The sequence below is a fragment of the Neotamlana laminarinivorans genome, from assembly GCF_020523925.1.
GTDB classification, from domain to species: Bacteria; Bacteroidota; Bacteroidia; order Flavobacteriales; family Flavobacteriaceae; genus Neotamlana; species Neotamlana laminarinivorans.
This window is the reverse complement of sequence record NZ_JAJAPW010000003.1, coordinates 281,436-307,522: the sequence shown is the minus strand read 5'-3', so window position 1 is coordinate 307,522 and position 26,087 is coordinate 281,436. Positions and strand designations below refer to the sequence as shown.

Below are 26,087 nucleotides of genomic sequence, written 5' to 3'. Positions count from 1 at the left end.
CTGCGCTCAGCGTGACCATTATTTTTCTAGTTTTACTAATAACTCTTTTACAATTTTAAAATCATCGAAATCGAAACGCTCTCCTTTTATCTCTTGATAGTTCTCATGACCTTTACCCGCTATTAAAACAATATCGTTTGGTTGCGCCATTTGGCAAGCTGTTTTTATAGCCTGTTTTCTATCTGCAATCGTTAAAACCTTTTTAAAATTTTGAGGTTCTACACCATTTTCAATTTCATTTAAAATATTTTGCGCGTTTTCTGTTCGAGGATTATCATTTGTAAAAATGACTTTAGTGCTTAAGGCCGAAGCAATATGCCCCATTTTAGGTCGCTTCGTTTTATCGCGATCACCACCACACCCCACAACCGTTATTAACTCTTCGTTTTTTGTGCGAATGCTATTTATAGTTTCTAACACATTTTTTAAAGCATCTGGCGTATGGGCATAGTCTACAATAGCAGTGATTTTTGTATCTGAAATTAAATACTGAAAACGTCCGCTAACACTTTGCAAATCGCTTATCAACCTTAAAACTTCAACTTTTTCAAGTCCTAACAATTCCGCTGTAGCGAAAATCGCCAACACATTATAGGCGTTGAAATTCCCAATAAGCCTTGTCCAAACTTCGCTATCGTTAACCTTTAGCAGCAAACCAGTAAGTTGATTTTCTAGAATTTGGGCTTTATAATCGGCATACTCTTTTAATGCGTAAGTGTATTTTTTAGCTTTGGTATTTTGCAGCATTACCATGCCATTTTTATCATCAATATTTACTAATGCAAATGATTTTGGCGATAACTCATCAAAAAACTTCTTTTTAACATCTCGGTATTCAGCAAACGTTTTATGATAATCTAAATGATCGTGAGACAGATTAGTAAATATACCACCTTCAAAATGTAATCCTTCGGTACGATACTGATGAATACCGTGCGAGCTCACTTCCATAAAACAAAACTCCACACCAGCAGCACTCATTTCAGTTAAATACCTATTTATAGTCAACGAGTCTGGCGTAGTGTGCGTTGCTTTATACTCAACATTATCAACCATTATTTTTACAGTAGACAACAACCCAACCTTGTAACCAGCATTTTTAAACAGCTGATATAACAAACTTGCAACCGTAGTTTTTCCGTTAGTTCCTGTTACACCAACTAACTTTAAGTTTTCAGATGGATTTTCGTAATAATTTGAAGCTATTATTGCCAAAGCTTTGTTCGAGTTATCTACCTCAACATATGTCACCCCATCAACCAAAACCTCAGGAATACGCTCACAAACAATACTTTTTGCGCCTTTTTTTATAGCCACATCGATAAACTCATGACCATCAACCGTAACACCATTTATAGCAACAAACAAATCGTTTGCAGCAATTTTTCTAGAATCGAAATTTACTGCATGCACCTTTGTAAGCGTACTACCTACAACAGCATTTATAGCTACCTTATATAATATGTCTTTTAAAACCATCATGATGCTGTTAATACTACGGTTTGATTATTTTTTAACTTGGTGTTTTTATTTATGGATTGCGACTTAACAACACCAGTACCATTAAGTTTCACTTTCACATCTACTTGCATATTTTCTAGAAGCACGACTGCATCCATGACTGGAAAACCAATCAAATCTGGCATAATAGTTTTATATCGCTGTGCGATATCATAAAACTTATCATGCTCCTTTTTAACAGAGGCTTTTACAATGTTTAAAGTTTCAATTTCATCTACAATAGGCGTATCTATAAATATTTTTTGAGCAACCTTTTTAAATACTGGCCCTGAAACATCTGCACCGTAATAACCCACACTTTTATCAGGCTCATGAATAACAACAATACAAGAATACTTAGGATCTTCAGCAGGAAAATAACCAGCAAAAGAGGATATATAATTTAATTTTTCTTTATTAGTGTAATCCTTTTGGCAAGTACCAGTTTTTCCTGCCATTGAAAAATTTTCTGAAAATAAACGATGCCCAGTTCCATGCTCTTTAGCCACAACATTTTTAAGTAATTGCTGCAACTTACCAACCGTTTCTTTTGAACAAATTTGCTCGTTAATAACCTCTTTTTTAAATGGCTCTACCACCCTATCAAACTCCTTAACCTCTTTTAAAAACCTTGGCTTAACCATAACCCCATCGTTAGCCACAGCATTATAAAAAGCTAATGTTTGCAAAGGTGTAAATGACACCCCGTAACCATAAGCCATCCATTGAAGCGCAATACCACTCCAACGTCCGTTTTTAATTCTAGGGTCTGGGATAATTGGCTTTGGTTCCCCTATTAAAGGAAGACTCAAACTATCTTTTAAACTCATGGCATACAACCTATCCACAAATTTTGATGGTTGTTTTTTGTAAGCTTGATCTATAGCTTTTACAATACCGGTATTAGATGACACCTCAAAGGCTTTAGAAACCGAAATTTTTCCGTATCCACCATATTTAGAGTCGCGAACCTTTTTCCCATAAAAACTTAAAACACCTTTTTCAGTATCTACAACATCACTTGTATCTACCAATTTATCTTCAAAAGCAGCAGCAAGCGCCATTAACTTAAATGTTGATCCAGGTTCATGCCTTTCACCTACTGCGTAATTTAAACGCTCGTAATAATTACCATTTTTATTTCTACCTAAATTTGATATTGCTCTTATTTCACCAGTTTTGGTTTCCATAACCACAACACAGCCATGATCTGCTTTATACTTTTCTAATTGCTCCAAAAGTGCATGATGCGCAATATCTTGAATATTCACATCTATTGTTGTGTAAACATCATAACCATCTTTAGGCTCAACCTCATTAGCATCATTTAATGGTTTCCATTGCCCCTTGGCTATGCGTTGTTTTTTTCGCTTTCCATCTACACCTCGCAAATACTTAACACCAAAAGCACCATCTATTCCTGGACGCGTTACATTACCATCTTCATCAAAACGCTCATAACCAATAGTTCTTTGCGCAATACCACCCATTGGGTGCTCTCTCTTTGTGTTTTGCTCAACTATTAAACCTCCTTTAAAAGCACCTAATTCAAAAAGTGGAAAACCCCTTAACCTTATATAATCTGAATACCCAATATTTCTAGCTATAAGAAAATACCTATTCCTGTTAGCACGCGCTTTTCGTAATTTTTTTTCGTAACTTGAAGATGTTCGTCCTGAATATTTAGCAAGAGAGTCACTTAAAGGTTTTACATATTTTTCAAAGTTTGAATTAGACGGAGTTAAAGCATCAAAACGAATATCGTATTTTGGCACCGATGTTGCTAACAGATTACCATTAACAGAATATACATTACCACGATTAGCAGGTATAACCACATCTTTAACAACTCTTTTAGTTGCCAAATCTCGGTATTTTTCTCCTTGAATAAATTGTATAGTAAGCAGCTTAAAAACCACAGCAACACCAAAGATGAACATACACCCCGACACAAAATACAACCTATTTAATATGCTTTTTTCGTTTACCGCCACGTTTTAATTATCTATTCTGTGATTTTACTTTTATTTTTTTAGGTGGAATAACCGATGTTGCCATTCCTTTTTCTTTCATAATTTTAACAACAGACGATTCCATTTTAAGCCTCATCAACCTAGAGCGCCCATCTACAAACTCAGAACGCATTTCTTTCACTTCATTTTTTAATCGCGCAATCTCGTACACTTTTTTATCGGCACTATGAGAACTTGCAATCATTACAATTGCTAAAAAAGACACAAACAAAATGAAGCGCCAGTTCTTAAAAGCATCATCGCTTACTAAAAATGTTCCCTTTAATATGTTATAAATACTTTTTTTCACTTAAACCTTTTCAGCAATTCTAAGCTTTGCGCTTCTAGCCCTATTATTTATTTTAATTTCTTCTTTTGTTGGCACTATTAAGCCCCCAACTTTTTTAAGCGGAACTTCAAAATTCCCGAACATATCTCGCTCCGGTTCACCTTCAAACATGCCGTTTCTAATAAAACGCTTTACCAATCGATCTTCTAAAGAATGATAGGAGATAAAACTCAACCTCCCTCTTTCGTTTAAAATCTCTGGCGTTTGCAACAAAAACTCTTTTAAAACCTCAATTTCCTGATTCACTTCTATACGAATAGCTTGATAGATTTGAGCCAACACTTTATTTTCATGTCTTGGTGGCAAAAACTTTTTAAGCACCAATTTTAATTGCTCGCTCGTTACAATAGGCTCCGTTTGCCGATACTCAACAATTAATCGAGCCATAGCCGGAGCCGATCTTAACTCACCGTACTGCAACAACACTTGTTTTATCTGCTCCTCACTGTATTCATTAACCACATGGAATGCCGACAAACCTTCATCCTGATTCATACGCATATCCAACTTAGCCTCAAAGCGAGTTGAAAACCCACGTTCAGCAACATCAAACTGATGTGACGATACACCAAAATCTGCCAAAACACCATCTACTTGTTTCACCCCATAAAACCTTAAAAATCGTTTTATAAACCTAAAATTCTCATGAATTAAAGTAAATCGAGGATCATCAATAGCATTTTCAAGCGCATCTTTATCCTGATCAAAAGCATAGAGTTTACCACTTTCCCCAAGTCGTTTTAAAATTTCTTTACTATGCCCACCACCACCAAATGTAACATCGACATAAACACCATCTGGCTTTATGTTTAAACCATCAACAGTTTCTTTCAATAACACAGGATTATGATATTCCATATTCATCATCGTCTTGCCCCATAACCTCCTCAGCTAAATCAGCAAAATCTAAAGCTGCATCATCTATGGCTTGTTCATATAAATTTTTATCCCAAATTTCAATGATATTTATAGCCGAAGCCACAACAATATCTTTAGAAATATTAGCAAAAACAGTTAAATCTTTAGGTATAAGAAGCCTCCCACTTGCATCCACTTCAACTATTTTAGCCCCTGCTGTAAAACGTCTTATAAAATCATTATTTTTTTTCTTGAACTTATTTAGCTTATTCATTTTCTGCATTAAAGCCTGCCACTCACTCATTGGATACAACTCCAAACACTTTTGAAACACAGAACGACGCAACACAAAACCATTCTGCAACACAGCAGACAACTGTTTTTTGATTGCAACCGGCATCATTAACCTGCCTTTTGCATCAACCTTACAATCGTATGTACCTGTGATTAAATCCAATATGAAAATTTATAGCTATAACGTTTATATTTCAAAGATATTGAAAATTTTACCACATTTTACCACTTTATACCACTTTGTTAATAATTTCTTGAGTTTTATTTAATTTACAAGCACAAAAACGCTTAAAAACCCCATAAACTAAAGGCTTACAAAGCTATAGCCCTATCTCAATTAAAATTTGAGAGTTATTAACACATAGTTTTTGTAAATTTGTTAGTGATAAAAACGATATTGGTAGGAAATAAGAATGAAATACCTATATTTGTTTTTAATTGCAATGATTAACTATTTAATGGCGCATAGATTAAAAAAAGAAGGAAATTACAGTTATTTTGAAGATGGAGAAGGCACCCCAATTATAGTATTACATGGCCTCATGGGAGGTTTGAGTAACTTTAGTGCCGTATCGGAATTTTTTAGCAAAAAAGGGTATAGAATTATAATTCCTGAATTACCAATTTACAGTATGTCATTGCTAAAAACTAACGTAAAAAGCTTCGCTAAATACCTACACGATTTTATTGAACACAAAGGCCTAAAAGAAGTTATTTTACTAGGAAACTCTCTTGGCGGCCACATTGGTTTATATCACACAAAATTATACCCAGAAAACGTAAAAGCTCTTGTTATTACTGGAAGCTCTGGATTATACGAAAACGCCATGGGTGGCGGCTATACAAAACGTAGCGATTACGAAGTTATTAAAAAGAAAGCTCAGGATGTTTTTTACGACCCTGAAGTAGCAACCAAAGATATTGTTGATGAAGTATACGAAACCGTAAACGACCGAAACAAACTTGTTAAAACATTAGCTATCGCAAAAAGTGCAATTAGACACAATATGGCTAAAGATTTGCCTGATCTAAATGTACCAACTTGTATAATTTGGGGAAAAAACGACTCTGTAACTCCTCCTGATGTGGCTGAAGAATTTAACACACTATTACCAGACTCTGAATTATTTTGGATTGACAAATGTGGACATGCTGCAATGATGGAGCATCCAAAAAAATTTAATGAAATTCTGTATTCATGGCTTCAAAAAAGAGAGTTTTAATCTAATTTATTTAGTGTCTTTTTCGAATTGAGCTGAAATAAAAAATTATGCATATAAAATCTGCCGAATTTATTGTAAGTAATTCAGATGTTGCAAAGTGCCCTAAAAGCAGATTACCGGAATATGCTTTTATTGGCCGAAGTAATGTTGGAAAGTCTTCACTTATAAATATGCTTACCAACCGAAAAAGCTTAGCAAAAACATCTGGTAAACCAGGAAAAACACAACTTATAAACCATTTTTTAATTAATAAAAATTGGCATTTAGTAGATTTACCAGGCTATGGTTACGCCCGTGTTTCTAAAAGCTCTAAAAAAGTATTTCAAAAATTTATAACTCAATATTTTAGTTTTAGAGAACAACTAGTAACTGCTTTTGTTTTAGTTGATATTAGACACAACCCCCAGACTATTGATTTAGAGTTTATGCAATGGTTAGGTGAAAACGGGATTCCTTTCTCTATTATATTTACCAAAGCCGACAAGCTTAAACCCAAAGCCATAGAAAACCACGTACAAGATTATAAAAACATATTACTTGAAACCTGGGAAGATATGCCCAATTATTTCATAACCTCATCGAGTAAAAACATTGGACAAGACGAGGTTTTAGGTTATATAGACGAACTTAATAACAATATGAATACTGAAGAAAACTAAGCTTCAGGTATCGCTTTTAAAATCTCTAATACAAATTTCCAATATTTTTGAACTGAAGATATTTGAGCGCGCTCATCTGGTGAATGTGCCCCTTTTATATTAGGCCCAAAGCTTATCATATCCATTTCTGGATAATTCTGCCCAAGAATACCACACTCTAAACCTGCATGACAGGCTGCTACATGTGGTTTTTCGTTATTTAAATCTTCATAAATTTTGGTCATAACCTTAAGGATTTTAGAATCCATATTTGGTGTCCAACCTGGGTAATCTCCAGAAAACTCAACTTCGCAACCTGTTAGCTCGAATGTAGCACGAAGTGCATTGGCTAAGTCATCTTTTCCACTATCTACTGATGACCTTGTTAAACATCCAATATGAATTTTTCCTTCTTTAATTATTACTCGAGCAATATTATTTGAGGTTTCAACTAAATCTGGAATATCTGCACTCATGCGATAAACACCATTATGAGCGGCATAAAGTGCACGTGTTACACCTTCTTGAATACCTAAATCCATTATTTTTTCTGGCGTTTCACATGGCTCAACTAAAATTTCTAAATCTGGCTCTGTAGTTTTAAATTCTGCTTTTATTGTATTAGCAAGCTCTATTATTATAGCTTTAAACTCATCTTCCTTCACAGCATCAATAGCTACAACAGCATGACTTTCTCTTGGGATGGCATTTCGCAAACTGCCTCCATCGATTTCTGAAATTCGAAGTCCATAAAACTCGAACCCATCAAACAACAAACGATTCATTATTTTATTGGCATTACCTAAACCTTCATGAATTTGCATTCCGGAATGTCCGCCCTGTAACCCTTTTACTTGAATTTTATAACCAATTTTAAACTCAGGTGTTTCTTCTTCGTTATAAATTCTGGTTGCCGTAACATCTATTCCTCCAGCACAACCTACACCAATTTCATCATCTTCTTCGGTATCTAAATTAAGTAAAATGCCACCAGTAAGCAAACCTCCTTTTAATCCCATAGCACCGGTCATTCCAGTTTCTTCATCAATAGTAAAAAGCGCTTCTATGGCTGGGTGTTCAATAGTATTACTTTCTAAAATAGCCATTATTGTGGCTACGCCTAAACCATTATCTGCGCCAAGGGTTGTTCCTTTAGCGCGAACCCAATCGCCATCAATATACATTTCGATGCCTTGAGTATCGAAATCGAAAACGGTATCGTTATTTTTTTGATGAACCATATCTAAATGCGATTGCATAACAACCGTAGTTCTATTTTCCATTCCTGGAGTTGCAGGCTTTTTAATAATAACGTTTCCTACGCCATCTACAACAGTATCTAAACCAAGAGTTTCACCAAAATTTTTCATGAATGCAATAACACGTTCTTCTTTTTTTGAAGGTCTTGGAACCGCATTTAAATCGGCAAATTTATTCCAAAGTTCTTGAGGTTCTAGTTGTCTTATATCGTGATTCATGTGATTTATTTTAGATTGCAAAGGTAGTAAAAAGGAACCGACTTTGGCAGCTGCTCCTGATTGCAGCGGCATCCTTTTTTGAAGTATGAGAAAAAGATATAGCGGAAAGCAGGAAGAAACCTTAACAAATTTTAAACAACCATTGGGCTCTAATTTTTATTACTTTTGATGAATGCCTAAGAATAAAAAACTTGTTTTAGCTTTTGCTATTGTTCCGCAATTTTTGTTTGTGAAATTACTTGCGAATTTCCCTGAATTTATAGAAACATATTACAGCAATGGCTTGTACATTTATATTTCGAAAGCGTTGCGTTTTACTTTGGGATGGCTGCCTTTTTCGTTTGGCGATTTAGTGTATTCGTTGGCAGTAGTTTACATAATTAGATGGATTTTTATTAACGGAAAACGTATTTTAAGCGATACAAAACATTGGTTAATTGATGTCTTTGCAGCGGTTTCTGTAATATATTTTGCTTTTCATATGTTTTGGGGTTTAAATTATTACCGTTTGCCTTTGCATGAAAACCTGAATTTAGAGGCCGATTATACTACCGAACAATTGGTTTTAATAACAGAAAAGTTGATTTCAAAATCCAACGAAGCGCATTTTAACATTACTAAAAACGACACTTTAATTGTTAATTTACCATACACAAAAAACGAAATTTTAAAATTAGCTCCAGACGGTTATAAGGCTTTAAAACAAACATTTCCGGATTTAGAATACTACCCAGAAAGTGCAAAAAAATCGTTATTTAGTTTCCCTTTAACTTACATGGGTTTTAGTGGTTATTTAAACCCGTTAACCAACGAGGCACAAGTAAACAGCTTAATTCCTAGTTATAAATTCCCCACAACAACTACACACGAAATGGCGCATCAATTAGGTTATGCTGCCGAAAATGAAGCTAATTTTATTGGATGTTTAGCCGCTATAAATCACAAAGACGCTTATTTTAAATATACGGGTTATAGTTTTGCTTTACACTTTTGCTTAAACGAAATTTACAGACGCGATGTTTGTCTTTTTGAAGATTTAATTGCTGATGTTAACTTAGGTGTTTTAAAAAATTACGAGGAAACCCGCTTGTTTTGGGAAGCTCACCAAAACCCTGCAGAACCTTACTTTAAACAATTTTACAGCGGGTTTTTAAAAGCCAATAAACAAAGTAAAGGCATGGAAAGTTACAGCTATGTCGTGGCGCTTTTAACCAACTATTTTAATGAAAAATCTTTATAAAAAGTTAAAAAACACTAAGAATTTGTTAAGCAATTCCTAATTTCTTTATTTTTAACAAAAAAACTAACTCAAAACATGCTAAAAAAATCCATTTGGTTTGTTGCACTATTTCTATCGGTCGCAATAAACGCTCAAGATTATTTCCCAAAAAACGATGGTGTACACACAAAAAACAGTAATTACACGGCTTTAACAAATGCTAAAATTTATGTTACACCTACCGAAATTATTAAAAAAGGTACTTTACTTATTAAAGACGGTAAAGTTGTAAATTCTGGAACTTCGGTAAATATTCCAAAAAATGCTGTTGTTGTAGATTTAGAAGGCAAGAGTATTTATCCTTCGTTTATAGATTTATATTCTACTTTTGGTGTTAAACAACCCGAACGACCAAGCAGACGTTCGCGCTCTGCACAATATAAGCCAAGTAGAACTGGATATTACTGGAACGACCACGTTATGCCAGAACAAGAAGCCATTTCTGCCTTATCATATAGCGAAAAAACAGCTACCGATTTACTTAAAGCTGGTTTTGGCGTTGTTAACACACATGTTCACGATGGCATTGTTCGTGGCTCGGGAACACTAATTGCTTTAAACAACAGCAAAGGTAATGAACACCGTATTTTAGAGGAACATTCTAGCCAATACTTATCATTTAACCGCAGTGTAAAATCTAACCAAAGTTATCCATCTTCTATTATGGGAAGTATGGCGCTTTTAAGGCAGTTATATATTGATGCCGATTGGTATGCAAAAGGCAATATTAACACCAAAGATTTATCACTAGAGGCATTAAATAAAAACAAAAGTTTAATTCAAATTTTTGATGCTGGTAGTAGGGCCAACATTTTAAGAGCCGATAAAGTTGGTGATGCTTACGGCATACAATATATTATGCTTGGTGGTGGAGACGAATACGAACGTATCAACGAGATTAAGGCTACCAATGCTAAAATAATTTTACCGTTAGATTTCCCTGATGCCTTTGATGTTGAAGATCCTTTTACTACAGCTTCTTTATCGCTCGAAGATATGCGCGCTTGGAACCAAAAACCACACAACCCAAAAATTTTAGCAGAAAATAATATTGAATTTGCTTTTACTACGCACAAATTAAAATCGGCTAAAGAATTAAAAGCGAAAATTTTAAAAGCTATTGATGCTGGACTTTCTAAAGAAAAAGCCCTTGCCGCATTAACTACCGTTCCTGCAAAACTTATTAACAAGGAAAACGAAATAGGTTCACTTAAAAACGGAAGCTTAGCCAACTTTTTAATTACTTCGGGCGATATTTTCGATAAAAAAACGACGCTTTACGAAAACTGGGTTCAAGGAGACAAAACAGTTATTGAAGCCCTTGACAAAAAAGATATTAAAGGCGATTATACGTTTTCTATTGCAAACCAAGATTATAAGATGTCTATCTCTGGCGAGCTAAGTAAACCAAAAACTAAAATTACTGCTAACGGTAAAACCTTAGATTCTAAGATTACTTATAACAAAAACTGGGTAAGTATATCTATGGCAACTATAGATTCTACTAAAAATGAATTTATACGCATTATTGCCAATCCAGAAACCAACGGTTTAACCGGGAAATCTATTTCACCTAATGGCACCGAAAACAGTTTTGTTGCCAATTTAAGTCCTTCTGAAGACACATCTGATAAAAAGAAAAAAGACAAAGACGATAACAAAAGCAACACACTTTACCCAGTGAGTTATCCAAATAAAGCGTTTGGTTTTAAAACCTTACCAGAAACAGAAACGCTTTTATTTAAAAACGCTACAGTTTGGACAAGTGAAGCTGAAGGCATTCTAGAAAACACGGACGTTTTAATAAAAGATGGTAAAATTATTAAAATAGGCAAAGACTTATCTGCCGGAAGAGCAAAAGTTATTGATGCTACTGGCAAACATTTAACCGCAGGTATTATTGATGAACACTCGCATATTGCAACAGCATCTGTTAACGAAGGTGGTCAAAACTCATCTGCCGAAGTTACCATTGAAGATGTTATTGATGAAACCGACACAAACATCTATCGTAACCTTGCAGGTGGTGTAACCTCTATTCAAATTTTACATGGTTCTGCAAATCCAATTGGTGGTCGTTCTGCTATTATTAAATTAAAATGGGGCGAATCTGCAGATAACTTAGTTTACACCAACACACCTAAATTTATAAAATTTGCTTTAGGTGAAAACGTAAAACAGTCTAACTGGGGTAGTTTTAATCGTTTTCCTCAAACCAGAATGGGTGTAGAACAAGTTTATATCGATTATTTTACAAGAGCAAAAGCTTACGATGCATTAAAGAAAAGCGGTAAACCTTATAAAAAGGATATAGAATTAGACGTTTTAGCCGAAATTTTAAATAAAGAACGCTTTATTTCTTGTCACTCGTACGTACAAAGTGAAATTAACATGTTAATGAAGGTTGCCGAAAAGTTCAATTTTAACATAAACACCTTCACCCATATTTTAGAAGGCTACAAAGTTGCCGATAAAATGAAAGAACACGGTGTTGGCGGTTCTACTTTTAGTGATTGGTGGGCTTACAAATACGAGGTAAACGATGCAATACCTTACAACGCAAGCATTATGCACAACGCCGGTGTTACGGTTGCCATAAATAGTGACGACGCCGAAATGTCTAGACGCTTAAATCAAGAAGCCGGAAAAACCGTAAAATACGGTGGCATGAGTGAAGAAGAAGCTTGGAAATTCGTTACCATTAATCCTGCTAAATTATTACATATCGACGATCGCGTTGGTAGTATTAAAGTTGGAAAAGACGCCGATTTAGTGTTATGGTCTAATCATCCACTTTCTATTTACGCTAAAGCGGAAAAAACCATCATTGAAGGAAAAACTTATTTTGATATTGAAAAAGATAAGCAACTACAAGCTGAAGTTACAAAAGAACGCAGCGAACTTATCAATTTAATGCTTCAATCTAAAAGCAAAGGCAACAAAACACAGCCTATAAAAAAGAAAACAAAAACCTTATTACATTGCGATTCCATGGATAACGAATTAGCTGAAGCACATAGCCACTAAAAGTTAATCCTAAAACATATACAAAATGAAAAAAACAATAACATTATTATACACGCTCTGTTGCCTTATAAGTTTTGCGCAACAAACACCAGCACCTGAACAAACTAAAGCCATTACCATTGAAGGTGCCACCGCACATATTGGTAACGGCGAGGTTATAGAAAATGCCTTAATTATGTTTGAAGGCGGAAAAATAACTTACATTGGAAGCGCCTTAACCAAAATTGCTAGAAAAGGTGAGGTTATTGATGCAAAAGGAAAACACGTTTACCCAGGGTTTATTGCGCCTAATACCACTTTAGGTTTGGTTGAAATTGATGCCGTTAGAGCATCAGACGACGATGCTGAAATGGGACTTTGGAATCCTAACGTTAGAAGTTTAATTGCTTACAATGCCGAATCTAAAGTTGTTGAATCGATGCGACCTAACGGTGTACTTTTGGGTCAAATTACACCTCGTGGTGGATTTTTATCTGGAACATCGTCTATCGTTCAATTTGATGCTTGGAACTGGGAAGATGCAGCTGTAAAAGTTGACGACGCCGTACATTTAAACTGGCCTCGCACCTTTAGAAGAAGACGTGGTAATGTAAGCGTAAACAAAGATTATGATAAACAAACCGAACAAATAACAACTTATTTTACAAATGCAAAAGCTTATTTAGGTGGCGCTAAAACACCTACACATTTACCTTTCGAATCTTTAAGTGGTGTATTTAATGGTTCGCAAAAATTATTTATTCATGCCGATGAAGAAAAAGGCATTATTGAAGCTGTAAACTTCGCAAAAACCTTCAATCTTAAAAACATAGTTATTGTTGGTGGTGCCGAAGCTTATAAAACTACAAAGTTGTTAAAAGACAATAATATTCCTGTAGTTTTAATGCGAACACACTCTTTACCTGGTTTAGATGACAGCGATTACGATTTACCATACAAAATGGCTAAACTTTTAACCGATGCAGGCATAACCGTTGCCCTTGAAACTAGTGGCGATATGGAACGTATGAACACCAGAAATTTACCGTTTTATGCCGGAACTACTGTTGCACATGGACTAACAAAAACTCAAGCTTTACAACTAATTACCCTAAATGCAGCAAAAATATTAGGTATTGATGCTAATTATGGATCGCTTGAAAGCGGAAAAAGCGCAACCTTATTTATTTCTGAAGGTGATGCGTTAGATATGCGAACAAATATTATTTCTGAAGCATTTATTGATGGTAGATCTATTAGTTTAGAAACGCACCAAACAACACTTTGGAGACGTTATTCTAAGAAGTTAGAGAACTAATTATAGCTACTTAAAACTAAAAAGAAGCTGTTTAAAAAGTAATTCCCTTTATATATCAGCCTGAACTTGTTTCAGGTTCTCATGACATAAGTTGTAGATTCTGAAACAAGTTTAGAATGACAAGGAAACCTTTTAAACAGCTTCTTTTTTTATATTTTTTTTATAAACCTTCTACTCTATTATTTTACTTCCTTCTGGAGCTTCAAAAACAGAAGTATCTAGTTTAACTTCTTCAGCTTTTGTGTTGTTAAAAGTTAAGGTTTTACGTAATTCGGTTGGCTTATTGTCTTCAACTTTATACCAAGAAATGGTTTTAGGCAATTTTAATCCGTTTAAATCTTCCCAAACTCCATATTTTATAAAACTAAACTTTTCACTTTTCTTTTTAGAGCGAAATGTAACCGTGTAAGCTAACCATTCCATTTGGTAAGTTTCTGCGTTGTAATATAAAATATATTCATCGTCTGGCGACTCACCTACACCCGCTTCATACGATATTTTAATCCCCGGATATGTAACACCTTCAAAAGTTAACGGTTCCGCTTCTTCGTAGTTAATACCGTCATCAGCTAATACAAAAGGCATCGCGTAGAAATAAAACATAAGGTTGTAATAAAACTTTGGATTGCCTTTGTATTCATCTTCAAATTTATTTTTTAACCAAACATTTTCACCATTAAATCCAATAGTATGTTTCTGCATGTCTATTAAAGATTTTCTAGTTTTTAAGTCGGTTGTATGCTTTTCTTCTCCAGCAGGTTTAGTTATTAAAAACTCTAGTGTATTCATTTTATTCCAAGTATCAATACCACCATGAGCATCAAAAACTTTGGTAATAGTTTCAGGATAAATACTTGTAGTTACATTTAAAGTTTCTTCCTTGTAGTTTGGAGTTTCTTCCGATGTTTTTTGTTTACAAGAAATAAACAACGTTACCGTTAAAGCTAATAAGAATAAATTTTTCATTAAATATTATATTGGTTAATTTTTGTTTGTCGATTTAATATAATTGAAATTACATTAATTACAGTATTTTTGCATGTATTCTATGAAAACAATCTTAAGCACCCAAAACAAATATATTAAAGAGTTAGTTTCTTTAAAAGACAAATCGCGACAGCGTAAAAAAAGCGGATTATTTTTAATTGAAGGTGTTCGCGAAGTATCTCTTGCTTTAAAGGGTAATTACACCATTAAATCTATTCTGTTTTATCCGGAACTTTTTTCTTTTGAAGCTTTAACCGATTTAATTGGTGAATTTAAAATAGAAGTTACAGAAATATCGAAAGAAGTTTACGAAAAGCTAGCCTACAGAAGCACAACCGAAGGTATTATTGCAGTTGCAGAAATTAAAAACCATGACATCTCCAACTTAACTTTAACTACCAAAACACCATTAATTTTAGTTGCTGAAGCACCCGAAAAGCCAGGAAACATTGGCGCACTTTTACGAACTGCCGATGCTGCTAATATTGATGCTGTAATTATTGCAAACCCAAAAACCGATTTATATAACCCTAACATTATTCGTTCTAGCGTAGGTTGTGTTTTCACCAATAATATTGCCACAGGAAGCACAGAAGCTATAATTGCTTTTTTAAAGACAAACAACATTAATATTTATTCAGCAATTTTACAAGAATCGGTGGCGTATCACACCCAAGATTTCACAAAACCAACGGCTATTGTTGTTGGCACTGAAGCTACAGGGCTAAGTGAAGATTGGCGGGTAAACGCTACTCAAAACATTATTATCCCTATGCAAGGCGAAATAGATTCTATGAATGTTTCGGTTGCAGCTGGAATTATTATTTTTGAAGCCAAAAGACAACGACAATTTAAGTAAACCGTCAGTCTGAGCGCAGTCGAAGACCTTGAAAAATCTAGGTTTTTAGTTTTTACATTTCAAATCTAAATAATATAATAAATATACACTTCGTCTAAGCTAAGTGTGATTAATAGTTTTTATTTTAGCCTTATAACTTAACACAAATGACAGCAAACACCCTATTCTACATAATAATAGCCATTATAATCATTAATTTTTTAGTTGATAAAATTTTAGATGCCCTAAATGCTAAACATTTTAACGACGCACTACCAAATGAATTACAAGATGTTTATGATGACGCCGAATACCAAAAATCGCAAAACTACAAAGCTACTAAATACAAGTTTGGGATTTTAACCTCAACCTTTTCAGTGGTTTTAACTTTAGCTTTTCTATTTTTTGATGGATTCGAATTTGTTGATAATCTGGCTAGAAATTATAGTGAAAACCCCATAATAATTGCTTTAATTTTCTTTGGAATTATTATGATTGGAAGCGACATTTTAACAACACCGTTTTCGTATTACAGCACTTTTGTTATAGAAGAAAAATTTGGGTTTAACAAAACCACTAAAAAAACTTTTTTCTTAGATAAACTTAAAGGATGGTTAATGAGTGCCATTTTAGGTGGTGGTATTTTAGCCTTAATTATTTGGTTTTACCAGATAACAGGAACTTATTTTTGGTTGTACGCTTGGGGTTTAGTTACACTGTTCACGGTTTTTATGAATATGTTTTACTCCAAATTAATTGTGCCGCTATTTAACAAACAAACACCACTAGAAGCTGGAGAATTACGCGATAAAATTTCGGCTTATGCAAAAACAGTTGGTTTTAAATTAGATAAAATTTTTGTGATAGACGGCTCCAAACGCAGCACAAAAGCTAACGCTTATTTTTCGGGTTTTGGTAGCGAAAAACGTGTTACGCTTTACGACACATTAATTAACGATTTAAACGATGAAGAAATTGTTGCCGTTTTAGCCCACGAAGTTGGTCATTATAAAAAGAAACATATTATTTTTAACCTTGTGGCTTCCGTTTTACTTACTGGCTTAACACTGTTTATTCTATCATTATTTATATCAAATCCTGTATTATCCAACGCTTTAGGTGTAGAGAAACACAGCTTTCATATTGCGCTAATTGCTTTTGGGATGCTTTACGCTCCTATTTCGGAAATTACGAGTTTAATTATGAATGTGTTTTCCAGAAAATTTGAATATCAAGCAGACGACTATGCCAAAAATACTTACAAGGGCGAACCTTTAATTACATCGCTTAAAAAGCTAAATAAAAATAGCTTAAGTAACCTAACACCACATCCTGCTTATGTTTTCATGCATTACTCGCATCCTACTTTATTACAGCGCATTCAGAATTTAAGAAAGTAATTTTATTAACTAAATTAATACAGAAACCTTAAACTAAGAGGGTATAACATGATATCCTTATAAACGCGTTAACGATTGCAGCGGCATCCTTTTTTGAGGTACGAGAAAAAGATATAGCGGAAAGCGTGTTAAAACGCCCAAAACAAAAACGAATACAACTTTAGTTTTAAAGATTATTATAGTCTTAATCTATCAATTCAAATAAAAGTGTATCTTTGCACCTTGAAACTCAACATTATGAAATACCGAATTATAGTTCGGAATAGAGTTTCGCTAAATTCCTCAGGGTGAGGATGTGTTACTAGAAGTTTGGTTTTAAGTATGTCGATTCGCTTCTTATGTAACACTACATAATAAATCGCATACATATTTAAAACAGAATGAGCACATTCCAAGATTTAGGTCTTAATGACTACCTATTACAAGGCATTACAGATTTAGGATTTGAAAAGCCTAGTGAAGTACAAGAAAAAGCAATCCCTTTATTATTAAATTCAGAAGAAGATTTAGTGGCATTAGCCCAAACAGGAACTGGTAAAACAGCTGCTTTTGGTTTCCCAATGCTACAAAAAATTAACATAGATAGCCGTACTACCCAAGGCTTAATTTTATCGCCAACACGAGAACTTTGTTTACAAATTGCTAGCGAAATGAAACTTTATGGTAAGCACTGTAAAGGTTTAAACGTAGTTGCTGTTTACGGTGGTTCTAGTATTACCGAGCAAGCTCGCGAAATAAAACGTGGCGCACAAGTTATTGTTGCTACACCGGGTAGAATGAAAGATATGATTAGCCGTCGTTTGGTTGATATTACTAAAATAGAATATGCTGTTTTAGATGAGGCCGATGAAATGCTAAACATGGGCTTTAAGGAAGATATCACAGCTATTTTATCGCATACGCCTAACGAAAAAAGCACTTGGTTATTTTCGGCAACTATGCCTAAAGAAGTAGCAGCTATTGCTAAAAACTTTATGCATAACCCACAGGAAATTACAGTGGGTCGTAAAAACGAAAGTACTACAAACGTATCGCACGAGTATTATTTAGTTAATGCCAGAGACCGCTACCAAGCTTTAAAACGTTTGGCAGATGCTAACCCAGATATTTTCTCGGTAATTTTCTGTAGAACCAAGCGTGACACCCAAAAAGTAGCCGAAAAGCTTATTGAGGATGGTTACAATGCTGGTGCTTTACATGGCGATTTAAGCCAAAACCAACGTGATTTGGTAATGAACGCCTTTAGAAAAAACCAAATACAAATGCTAGTTGCTACAGATGTTGCAGCACGTGGTATTGATGTAGATGATGTTACCCATGTAATTAACTACCAATTACCAGACGAAATTGAAACGTACACACACCGTTCTGGCCGTACTGGTCGTGCCGGAAAAACTGGGGTTTCAATGGTTATTGTAAGCAAAAGTGAGGTTAGAAAAATTAAAAGTATTGAGCGTATTATAAAACGTCAGTTCGACAAAAAAGAAGTACCAGATGGTATGGAAATTTGTGAAGTACAACTTATGTCGCTTGCCAACAAAATACACAACACCGAAATAAACCACGAAATTGACAAATACTTAACTAGTATTAACGAACTTTTTGAAGATACAAGTAAAGATGAATTAATTAAAAAATTCTTCTCGGTTGAGTTTACACGTTTTTATAACTATTACAAAAAAGCACAAAATTTAAATGTTGCAGAAGGTAGTAGCGATAGAGACGAAGGACGCTCTTACGGCGGTAGTAAAAACTCGACACGTTACTTTATTAACGTAGGTAGTAAAGATGGTTTCGATTGGATGTCGTTAAAAGATTTTTTACGTGAGCAATTAGATTTAGGTAGAGACGATTTATTTAAAGTTGAAACTAAAGATAGTTTTTCATTTTTTAATACTGAAAAAGAATTACAAGAGAAAGTTTTAGCACATTTTACCGATTTTAAACACAACGGACGTTTTGTAAACGTAGAAGTTTCAGAAAACCGAGGTGGTGGAAGACGCGATAGAAACCGAGGAAGAAAAAAAGATTCTCGTGGTGGCGGAAGACGCAGCGAAGGAAGATCATCGGGAGGTAACAATAAGCGCGCTAAATCTGGTGCTGGTTTTGGTGCTTCTCGCCCAAGACGTTCTCGTAGATAGCAGTCATTTAAATAAAATTTAATATTTGTCAACCTGATTTTAATTATTTTTAAATCAGGTTGACATTTTTTCATTTTAAATTAAATTTTTAATAAAAACGTGTGGATAAGATTAAACTTATTTGTTAATTTTAAGTCAAATTACCGACTAAAAAACAACCGCCAAATTTTTCTTTATTACTTTTACAACTAAATAACTAATTAATGAAGCAATATCTTTTACTTTTTTCTATTTTATTAACATCAGTTTTTTGTTATGCTCAAGATGCTGAAAAAGTAATTGGTGTTGTTATAAATTCTGCAGATGGAACGCCCTTAGAAAGCGTTAACATTGTTAACCTAAACCAAGTTAAAGGAACAACTACAAATAGCGAAGGTGAATTTTCTATAACGGCTAAAGCCAACGACACCTTACACTTTTCGTATTTAGGTTTTAAATCTATTAAAGTTAGAGTTACAAACGACTGGTTAAAGTTTGGAAGTTCAAATATTGAATTAACCGAACTAGCTTTAGCCTTAGAAGAAGTTGTTGTTAACCAATTAAAACTTACTGGTTATTTAGAGGTAGATATTAAACAAGTACCTTTACCTAACGATAATTATAGATATAGTATTTCTGGTTTATCGGGTACGGGTTATGAATCTGGGAAAAAATCCGCAGTTTCAAAAGTTTTAGGTTCTATTTTTAACCCTGCAGACTTTTTGCATCGCATGTTTGGTAAAAAACCTAATGAGCTTAGAAAGTTAAAGCAAATGAAGGAAGACGACCAAATTAGAAACCTTTTAGCTTCTCGATTCGATCGTGAAATGCTTACTGCTTTACTACAAGTTGATAAAGTAGATTTAGATGAAATTGTAAACCAATGCAACTACTCGCAAGGATTTATACAAACAGCTAACGATTTACAAATTCTTGATGCCATAAGTGAATGCTACGAAGAGTATAAGTTGTTAAGTAGAAATAGAGGTTAATTATTCATTACGCGCTTCGTAAAAACGCGCTACAATATCATCATAACTTTTTAGTGTTTTTTTACACCAATCTAAACGTTTTGCACGCATTTCTTCTTCTGTTAATTGCCAATTAACGTTGGTTTGCTTCAGTTTTGTTGTAACATGCTGTAAAATTATAGCTGCAGAAACCGATATATTTAAACTTTCGGTAAAACCAACCATAGGAATTTTTAAATAACAATCGGCTTCATTTAAAACCTCATCAGATAAACCTTCGGTTTCCCTTCCAAAGAAAAAACACGACTTTTTAGTTACATCAAATTCATGCAAAACCGTATCGTTAGTGTGTGGCGTAGTAGCTACAATTTGGTAACCGTTTTCTTTTAAACTTTTAATGCAATCTTTCACCGTATTAAACCGGTTTAAATCTACCCATTTTTGGGCTCCCATGGCAATTTCACGATCAATACGTTTTGTATTTACCTCTTCTACTATATTCACCTCTTGTATACCAAATACATCGCAACTTCGTATTACAGCGCTTGTATTGTGTAATTGATACACGTCTTCGGTTGCAACCGTAAAATGCTTTGTGCGCTCTGGCAAAACTTTTTTAAAGCGCTCTAACCTATTCTCGGTTAAAAAAGTTTCGAGATGTTCTAGTAGTTTTATGTCTGTCATGTTAGTTAAAAACTATTTTAGTTGTTAAATTTGATGAGATTCCTATACGCCTAGGAACAGCAAATATAACATGATAAACATGAAACACATAGTCGTTTTAACAGGAGCTGGCATAAGTGCCGAAAGTGGTATAAAAACCTTTAGAGATGCCAATGGTTTATGGGAAGGCCACGATGTTATGGAAGTTGCTTCGCCAGAAGGTTTTAGAGCAAATCCTGAATTAGTTTTAGATTTTTACAACCAACGCCGTCGTCAACTTTTAAGCGTAAAACCTAACCAAGCTCATATAGATTTAGCCGAACTTGAAAAAAGCTTTAAGGTGTCAATTATTACCCAAAACGTTGATGATTTACACGAACGTTCTGGCAGCACAAACGTTATTCATTTACATGGTGAACTACTTAAAGCACGAAGTACTAAAAATATAAATGATGTTTTTGAATGCAAAACAGATATTGTTTTAGGTGATTTATGCCAAAACGGCCACCAAATACGTCCGCATATTGTTTGGTTTGGTGAAGATGTACCAATGATTGAAAAAGCCATGGAAGTTTGCCAAACCGCCGATATTTTAATAATTATTGGCACATCGATGCAAGTGTATCCTGCGGCAGGATTAATGCATTATGCTCCAGATGGTATTCCGGTGTATTTTATAGACCCAAAACCTAGTATTGATTCTAATAAAAACCTAACTGTTATTTCCGAAAATGCGACCACAGGTGTTAAAAAAGTGATTGACCATTATTTAGTTTAATGACTCACCATTTTCAATCCAATAATTGAAGTGATTAGTGTTACTAGAAAAAACAAACGCCAAAATGTTGCTGGTTCTTTAAATATAAAAATGCCCACCAAAACAGTTCCTACAGCGCCAACACCTGTCCAAACGGCATAAGCCGTTCCAATTGGCAAAACTTTGGTTACTTTTACCAATAAAATCATACTAATTGCTAAGCAAACTAAAAACCCAACAAACCAATATTTAGATTCCATACCGGTGGTAGATTTTACTTTGCCTAAACATGAAGCAAAAGCAACTTCAAATAAACCTGCTATAATTAAAAGTATCCAATTCATTATTTTGTTTTTAATTCTTGCAAAATTAGGTTACAAAAACTATTCTTCTACTCTTTTTAAATCTAAATCATGAAAATCGAAACTAAAATCTATATTTGGCGAAATACCTTTCATCTTAATTTCCTGTGCTTTTCCTTCTTCATCTAAAAAAAACATTGCAAAAGCATCGGCATTCATATCTTGATATTCCCATTTTATGGCAAAGGTATTGGCTTTATAAAAAAACATTTCTCCATTTAACTTAGGAGATTTTTCACTTTTAAACCATAGTTTTTTTTCTTTTAAAAACACTTCAATTTCACCAAACCAATCATCTTTATAAATACCAGTGTATTTTTTTAAATCAACTTTTATTTTACTGTTATTACTCACGGTTTCCCATACGGCTTCAGTTACTTTATCGCCGTTTTCTTTTCTTTTATTAAAGTAATCGGCATATTTATCAATCCAACCAAAATCGTCCAACCCTAAATAACTATCTAAAATAGTATTGCCAACAGAGGAGAAAAACGCACCACCATCGTCACTTGTATTAGTTAGAATTACGAAACCAAGATTAATATCGGGAATCATTACTGTTAAAGACAGCATACCAGGCAAACCTCCAGTGTGATCAACTTTCATATTTCCTTTGACATCAGATAAAAACCATCCCAAACCGTAACCTGAAAAATGAGAGTTATATCTCGGGTTTTTATTTGTTTCCATTATAGTATGAAGCTTCCACATATTATCTTGCTGCTTTACGGAAAACAATTCGTTTTGTAAACTATCGCCATATTTACCATGATTTAAATGCACTTTTAACCATTGTGTTAAATCGTTTACATTGGAATAAATTCCTCCAGCGGCACCATTAATCATCTCTTTAAAATCTGGCAATACTTTAAGTGTTCCAGAATTAGAATCGTGAGGTGATGCTAAATTACTTTTATCATCTATATTATCTAAACTAGCGTAAGATTGGTTCATACCAATAGGCTTAAAAATACGCGTAGCAATGAAATCTTCCCATGTCATTCCCGAAACTCTGGCTATAACTTCGCCCGCAATGATATACAATAAATTGTCGTAATCGAACTTTGTACGAAATGCTGAAACGGGTTCGAAATATTGGAAACTCGCTAATAAATCATCTAAAGTAAAATGACTTCCGTCTGGAAAAAACATTAAATCTCCAATACCCAAACCCAAACCGCTTCGGTGAGTTAGTAAATCTTCAATATTAAAATTTTCTGTAACATAAGGATTGTACATTTTAAATTCAGGAATATAATCCTTAACCTTATCTGTCCATTTTAGTTTTCCTTCATCTACTAAAAGTGATAGCGCTGTTGTTGTAAATGCTTTACTATTTGATGCTATAGCAAAATTTGTATTTACATTTACCGGTATGTTACTTTTTACGGAAGTTACCCCAAATCCTTTTTGGTAAACAGTTTCTCCATCTTTTACAATAGCAATAGCTGTACCCGCAACATTAAATTTGGACAATGCATAATTTACTATGGAATCGATTTGTTTCTCTGAATATTGTGCAGAAACACTTTTAAAACTTAATGACAGTAAAAAGAATAAAATTAAAGACTTTGAATAAAGTTTCATAACATTGAGGGTTTTAAATGACAATTTAAATATAAGACTTAAAGGGACTTATAAACACTCTATTTTTTAATTTTTATTTTTCTCTTCAATCCATCTACTCATAAATTTGGTACTTTGCATGGTATGATGCATAAGTATTTGTCCCGTAAAATTGTGAAGTCGGTTTTCGTGAAGCTGTTCTGTTGAAACTTTAATCTTCTCTAAAAAATCACTTTGAAACTGAGTTTTATTAAATCGTGTATTTATAACCTCAAATCCACTTTGTTGTTTTTGGTTCCAAAGGGCTTCATTTTTGTATAACTCTATGGCTTTTTTTGCGAAATTTTCAGGGTTGTCTTCAATAAACCCATTTGGTTCTAGGTTTCCGAACATACCTTCTGCAGCAATAGGCGTCATTACACAAGGTGTTCCGTTTTGCATGGCGTCAACTAGTTTACCTTTTAAACCAGCACCAAATCGTAAAGCTGCTAAACATACTCTGGACTTTTGCATAACCTCATGAACATCTTCAGCAAAACCTTTTATTAAAAAACCTTGTTTTTTGTTGTGTAACTGATTAACTTTTTGTGATGCATAAGCACCATAAATATGCATTTCTGCCTTTGGCAATTCCTTTTTTATAAGTGGCCAAATACTTTCTTTTAAAAATAAAACGCCATTGTAATTGGGTTCGTGTAAAAAATTGCCAATGGTTATAAAATGCTGCCTGTTGCTAAACTTAGGCAATTTTTCTAAAGCATCTGCTTCAGTAGGATTCAATAAAAATGGCAGATAACATAATATAGCTTCTGGAACTTTAAATTGCGTTTTTAAAATTTCCATCTCTGATTCAGAAATAATTAAACTTAAATCGCAACGGTAAATACTGGCTATTTCACGTTTAGCAACATCATTAAATAAATATGTTTCATTAAATATTGCATTTGCTTTAAAGGCTTGCTGTCTTCCTTTTCGTAAAGCATGTAAATCTTCTGTATCTAAAATTCGTAATGTATTCGGACAATGTTCGGCAACACGCCAACCAAATTGTTCTTCGATTGCAAACCTATCGAACATAACCACATCGGGTTTCAGGTTCAGTATAAAATCGTCAAAACTAGAATCGTTAAGTTTTATTTGCTGTTCTATAACTCCTAATTCTTCTAAAGCAAATGCATTATCTGTTTTTGAGGTTGTAGTTGCAAACGTAATGTTATAATTGGCTTGTAAAAAGACATCAACCAACTGCATCATTCGGCTACCTGCCGCAGAACTTTTAGGCTCAGGCCAAACAGAACCAATTATTAATAAATTTGGCATTAATATTCGGGTAAAGCTTCAATACCATAAGATACGCGAACCATTTTTGCCCAAGTTGTAACCGCTTCTATTTGGCTTTCGCTTAATTTGGTATCTTTATGAATTAAAGTATAAGATTCTAAAGGCATTTTATGTTCTTCAATTTCCTCAATCAATTCATCCATTTTATGGTCTTTTCGTTTTACTGAGTTACCAACCCAATTCGAGAAATTTAAGTGCTTTTTTCCGTCTTCAATATGGTCGGCTAACCAATAATTAACTGGTGTTATTTTGCTATACCAAGGGTAATTTGTAGCATCGCTATGACAATCAAAACAAGCTGTTTTTAAAATGGTTTTTACTTCTTCCGATGGTTTTGTTTCATTATAAAATGGCTCAACCGAAGCTAAACTACCCTCGTTTTTTTCTGGTTGAAAAAATTGTGCAACGATTAAAACTATAGCAATTAGGTAAAATATTTTTTTCATCGTTTTTATTATTGGTTAAATTAGATTCCTAAAATATAAAAAAAGAATGACCACCCAACAACTTTACGAAGAATTAAACTATGTGAACCATTCTCGCGAAAAACGATTGTATTACGCCAATTTAGTTTTAGCAAACCCAAATTTATTTACTAATTTGCTTGATATTCTTTTTAAAACAGACGATAAAATTTCGTGTAAAGCTGCTTGGGTATTAGAGTTTACTTGTAAAGAAAATTTATATTTAATTATTCCGCATCTCGATTATTTTACAAAAAACATGCACAAAGTTCACCTTGATCCGGCCGTGAGACCTGTTGCTAAAATATGTGAATACTTAGCCAATGCCCTTTATAGCAAAGAAAATAACAAAGTAAAACATGCCTTAACCTTGACGCATCGAGAAAAAATTATTGAGTTGTGTTTTGATTATATGATAAGCGACCAAAAAGTAGCCGCTAAAGCTTACAGCATGCACACTTTATTTTTATTTGGTAAAGATTCCGATTGGATTTACCCCGAATTAAAAACCATTTTGCAGCGCGATTTTTATCACCAAAGTGCCGCTTTTAAAGCCCGTGCAAAACGCATTCTAAAAAAACTTAAATAGATTTGTCTTTTACACCATTAATATTCAGTTTTAAACGCATATTTTTTTTGAAAATTTGAAATTCAAGCCACAAC

General features: G+C 33.9%; 23 protein-coding genes. 11 read left to right on the top strand and 12 right to left on the bottom strand.

What is annotated here, in order from left to right:
• Positions 1-18 precede the first annotated feature (18 nt).
• The 5 genes from LG649_RS08070 to mraZ all read right to left on the bottom strand — a co-directional run bounded on the left by LG649_RS08070 (position 19) and on the right by mraZ (position 5,176).
• Positions 19-1,482: a UDP-N-acetylmuramoyl-L-alanyl-D-glutamate--2,6-diaminopimelate ligase gene (locus LG649_RS08070; protein ID WP_226543123.1), complete on the bottom strand. Its 1,464-nt coding sequence runs from the start codon at positions 1,480-1,482 to the stop codon at positions 19-21.
• Positions 1,479-3,440 carry a penicillin-binding protein gene (locus tag LG649_RS08065; RefSeq protein WP_226543561.1) on the bottom strand — a complete coding sequence of 654 codons (1,962 nt, stop codon included), beginning with the start codon at positions 3,438-3,440 and terminating at the stop codon, positions 1,479-1,481. The genes LG649_RS08070 and LG649_RS08065 overlap by 4 nt, the downstream gene beginning before the upstream one ends.
• 61 nt (positions 3,441-3,501) lie before the next feature.
• A complete protein-coding gene (locus LG649_RS08060; RefSeq protein ID WP_226543121.1) occupies positions 3,502-3,822 on the bottom strand; it encodes an FtsL-like putative cell division protein in 321 nt (106 codons plus the stop codon).
• The gene (rsmH, locus tag LG649_RS08055) at positions 3,823-4,719 is read right to left on the bottom strand and encodes a 16S rRNA (cytosine(1402)-N(4))-methyltransferase RsmH (RefSeq protein ID WP_226543119.1); all 897 of its coding nucleotides are present in this window, start codon (positions 4,717-4,719) and stop codon (positions 3,823-3,825) included.
• Positions 4,706-5,176 (bottom strand): division/cell wall cluster transcriptional repressor MraZ, encoded by a 471-nt coding sequence (gene mraZ, locus LG649_RS08050; protein WP_226543117.1) that lies wholly within the window; start codon positions 5,174-5,176, stop codon positions 4,706-4,708. The genes rsmH and mraZ overlap by 14 nt, the downstream gene beginning before the upstream one ends.
• Before the next feature lie 295 nt (positions 5,177-5,471).
• On the opposite strand from mraZ, the gene LG649_RS08045 reads away from it, so the two are divergent.
• Positions 5,472-6,236: an alpha/beta fold hydrolase gene (locus LG649_RS08045; protein WP_226543560.1), complete on the top strand. Its 765-nt coding sequence runs from the start codon at positions 5,472-5,474 to the stop codon at positions 6,234-6,236.
• Between the two features lie 47 nt (positions 6,237-6,283).
• A complete protein-coding gene (gene yihA, locus LG649_RS08040) occupies positions 6,284-6,895 on the top strand; it encodes a ribosome biogenesis GTP-binding protein YihA/YsxC (RefSeq protein WP_226543115.1) in 612 nt (203 codons plus the stop codon).
• Here yihA and LG649_RS08035 read toward each other — a convergent pair.
• Positions 6,892-8,352, bottom strand: a complete 1,461-nt coding sequence (locus LG649_RS08035; protein WP_226543114.1) for an aminoacyl-histidine dipeptidase — start codon at positions 8,350-8,352, stop codon at positions 6,892-6,894. The genes yihA and LG649_RS08035 overlap by 4 nt on opposite strands.
• Before the next feature lie 172 nt (positions 8,353-8,524).
• Here LG649_RS08035 and LG649_RS08030 point away from each other — a divergent pair, with 172 nt between their 5' ends.
• The 3 genes from LG649_RS08030 to LG649_RS08020 all read left to right on the top strand — a co-directional run bounded on the left by LG649_RS08030 (position 8,525) and on the right by LG649_RS08020 (position 13,955).
• Positions 8,525-9,592, top strand: coding sequence for a DUF3810 domain-containing protein (locus LG649_RS08030; protein ID WP_226543112.1), 1,068 nt, complete (start codon positions 8,525-8,527; stop codon positions 9,590-9,592).
• Between the two features lie 75 nt (positions 9,593-9,667).
• Positions 9,668-12,658, top strand: coding sequence for an amidohydrolase family protein (locus LG649_RS08025; protein WP_226543110.1), 2,991 nt, complete (start codon positions 9,668-9,670; stop codon positions 12,656-12,658).
• A 25-nt stretch (positions 12,659-12,683) separates the two neighbouring features.
• On the top strand, positions 12,684-13,955 hold the full coding sequence (locus LG649_RS08020) for an amidohydrolase family protein (protein ID WP_226543108.1): 1,272 nt from the start codon (positions 12,684-12,686) through the stop codon (positions 13,953-13,955).
• A 171-nt stretch (positions 13,956-14,126) separates the two neighbouring features.
• Here LG649_RS08020 and LG649_RS08015 read toward each other — a convergent pair whose 3' ends face one another.
• Entirely contained in the window at positions 14,127-14,921 is a 795-nt protein-coding gene (locus tag LG649_RS08015; RefSeq protein WP_226543106.1) for a DUF6503 family protein, read from the bottom strand.
• Positions 14,922-15,003: 82 nt separating this feature from the next.
• Here LG649_RS08015 and LG649_RS08010 point away from each other — a divergent pair, with 82 nt between their 5' ends.
• The 4 genes from LG649_RS08010 (at position 15,004) to LG649_RS07995 (ending at position 20,292) form a co-directional block, all read left to right on the top strand.
• Entirely contained in the window at positions 15,004-15,801 is a 798-nt protein-coding gene (locus LG649_RS08010) for a TrmH family RNA methyltransferase (protein ID WP_226543104.1), read from the top strand.
• Positions 15,802-15,947: 146 nt separating this feature from the next.
• Positions 15,948-17,180 carry a M48 family metallopeptidase gene (locus tag LG649_RS08005; RefSeq protein ID WP_226543102.1) on the top strand — a complete coding sequence of 411 codons (1,233 nt, stop codon included), beginning with the start codon at positions 15,948-15,950 and terminating at the stop codon, positions 17,178-17,180.
• Between the two features lie 380 nt (positions 17,181-17,560).
• Positions 17,561-19,321, top strand: coding sequence for a DEAD/DEAH box helicase (locus LG649_RS08000; RefSeq protein ID WP_226543101.1), 1,761 nt, complete (start codon positions 17,561-17,563; stop codon positions 19,319-19,321).
• Positions 19,322-19,524: 203 nt separating this feature from the next.
• Entirely contained in the window at positions 19,525-20,292 is a 768-nt protein-coding gene (locus tag LG649_RS07995) for a carboxypeptidase-like regulatory domain-containing protein (protein ID WP_226543099.1), read from the top strand.
• Here LG649_RS07995 and LG649_RS07990 read toward each other — a convergent pair whose 3' ends face one another.
• Positions 20,293-20,955 (bottom strand): TrmH family RNA methyltransferase, encoded by a 663-nt coding sequence (locus LG649_RS07990; RefSeq protein ID WP_226543097.1) that lies wholly within the window; start codon positions 20,953-20,955, stop codon positions 20,293-20,295.
• Positions 20,956-21,034: 79 nt separating this feature from the next.
• On the opposite strand from LG649_RS07990, the gene LG649_RS07985 reads away from it, so the two are divergent.
• Entirely contained in the window at positions 21,035-21,712 is a 678-nt protein-coding gene (locus LG649_RS07985) for an SIR2 family NAD-dependent protein deacylase (RefSeq protein ID WP_226543095.1), read from the top strand.
• On the opposite strand, the gene LG649_RS07980 is transcribed toward LG649_RS07985, so the two are convergent.
• From LG649_RS07980 to LG649_RS07965, 4 genes are all read right to left on the bottom strand, one after another.
• Positions 21,709-22,035, bottom strand: a complete 327-nt coding sequence (locus LG649_RS07980; RefSeq protein WP_226543086.1) for a DMT family transporter — start codon at positions 22,033-22,035, stop codon at positions 21,709-21,711. The two genes, LG649_RS07985 and LG649_RS07980, sit on opposite strands and share 4 nt — an antisense overlap.
• A 39-nt stretch (positions 22,036-22,074) precedes the next feature.
• Positions 22,075-23,640 (bottom strand): serine hydrolase, encoded by a 1,566-nt coding sequence (locus LG649_RS07975; protein WP_226543084.1) that lies wholly within the window; start codon positions 23,638-23,640, stop codon positions 22,075-22,077.
• A 66-nt stretch (positions 23,641-23,706) separates the two neighbouring features.
• The gene (locus tag LG649_RS07970; RefSeq protein ID WP_226543083.1) at positions 23,707-24,939 is read right to left on the bottom strand and encodes a glycosyltransferase; all 1,233 of its coding nucleotides are present in this window, start codon (positions 24,937-24,939) and stop codon (positions 23,707-23,709) included.
• Positions 24,939-25,406: a heme-binding domain-containing protein gene (locus LG649_RS07965; protein ID WP_262904484.1), complete on the bottom strand. Its 468-nt coding sequence runs from the start codon at positions 25,404-25,406 to the stop codon at positions 24,939-24,941. The genes LG649_RS07970 and LG649_RS07965 overlap by 1 nt, the downstream gene beginning before the upstream one ends.
• 46 nt (positions 25,407-25,452) lie before the next feature.
• Between LG649_RS07965 and LG649_RS07960 the strand changes: the two genes are divergently transcribed.
• A complete protein-coding gene (locus tag LG649_RS07960; RefSeq protein WP_226543081.1) occupies positions 25,453-26,013 on the top strand; it encodes an adenylosuccinate lyase in 561 nt (186 codons plus the stop codon).
• The last annotated feature ends 74 nt before the right edge of the window (positions 26,014-26,087 follow it).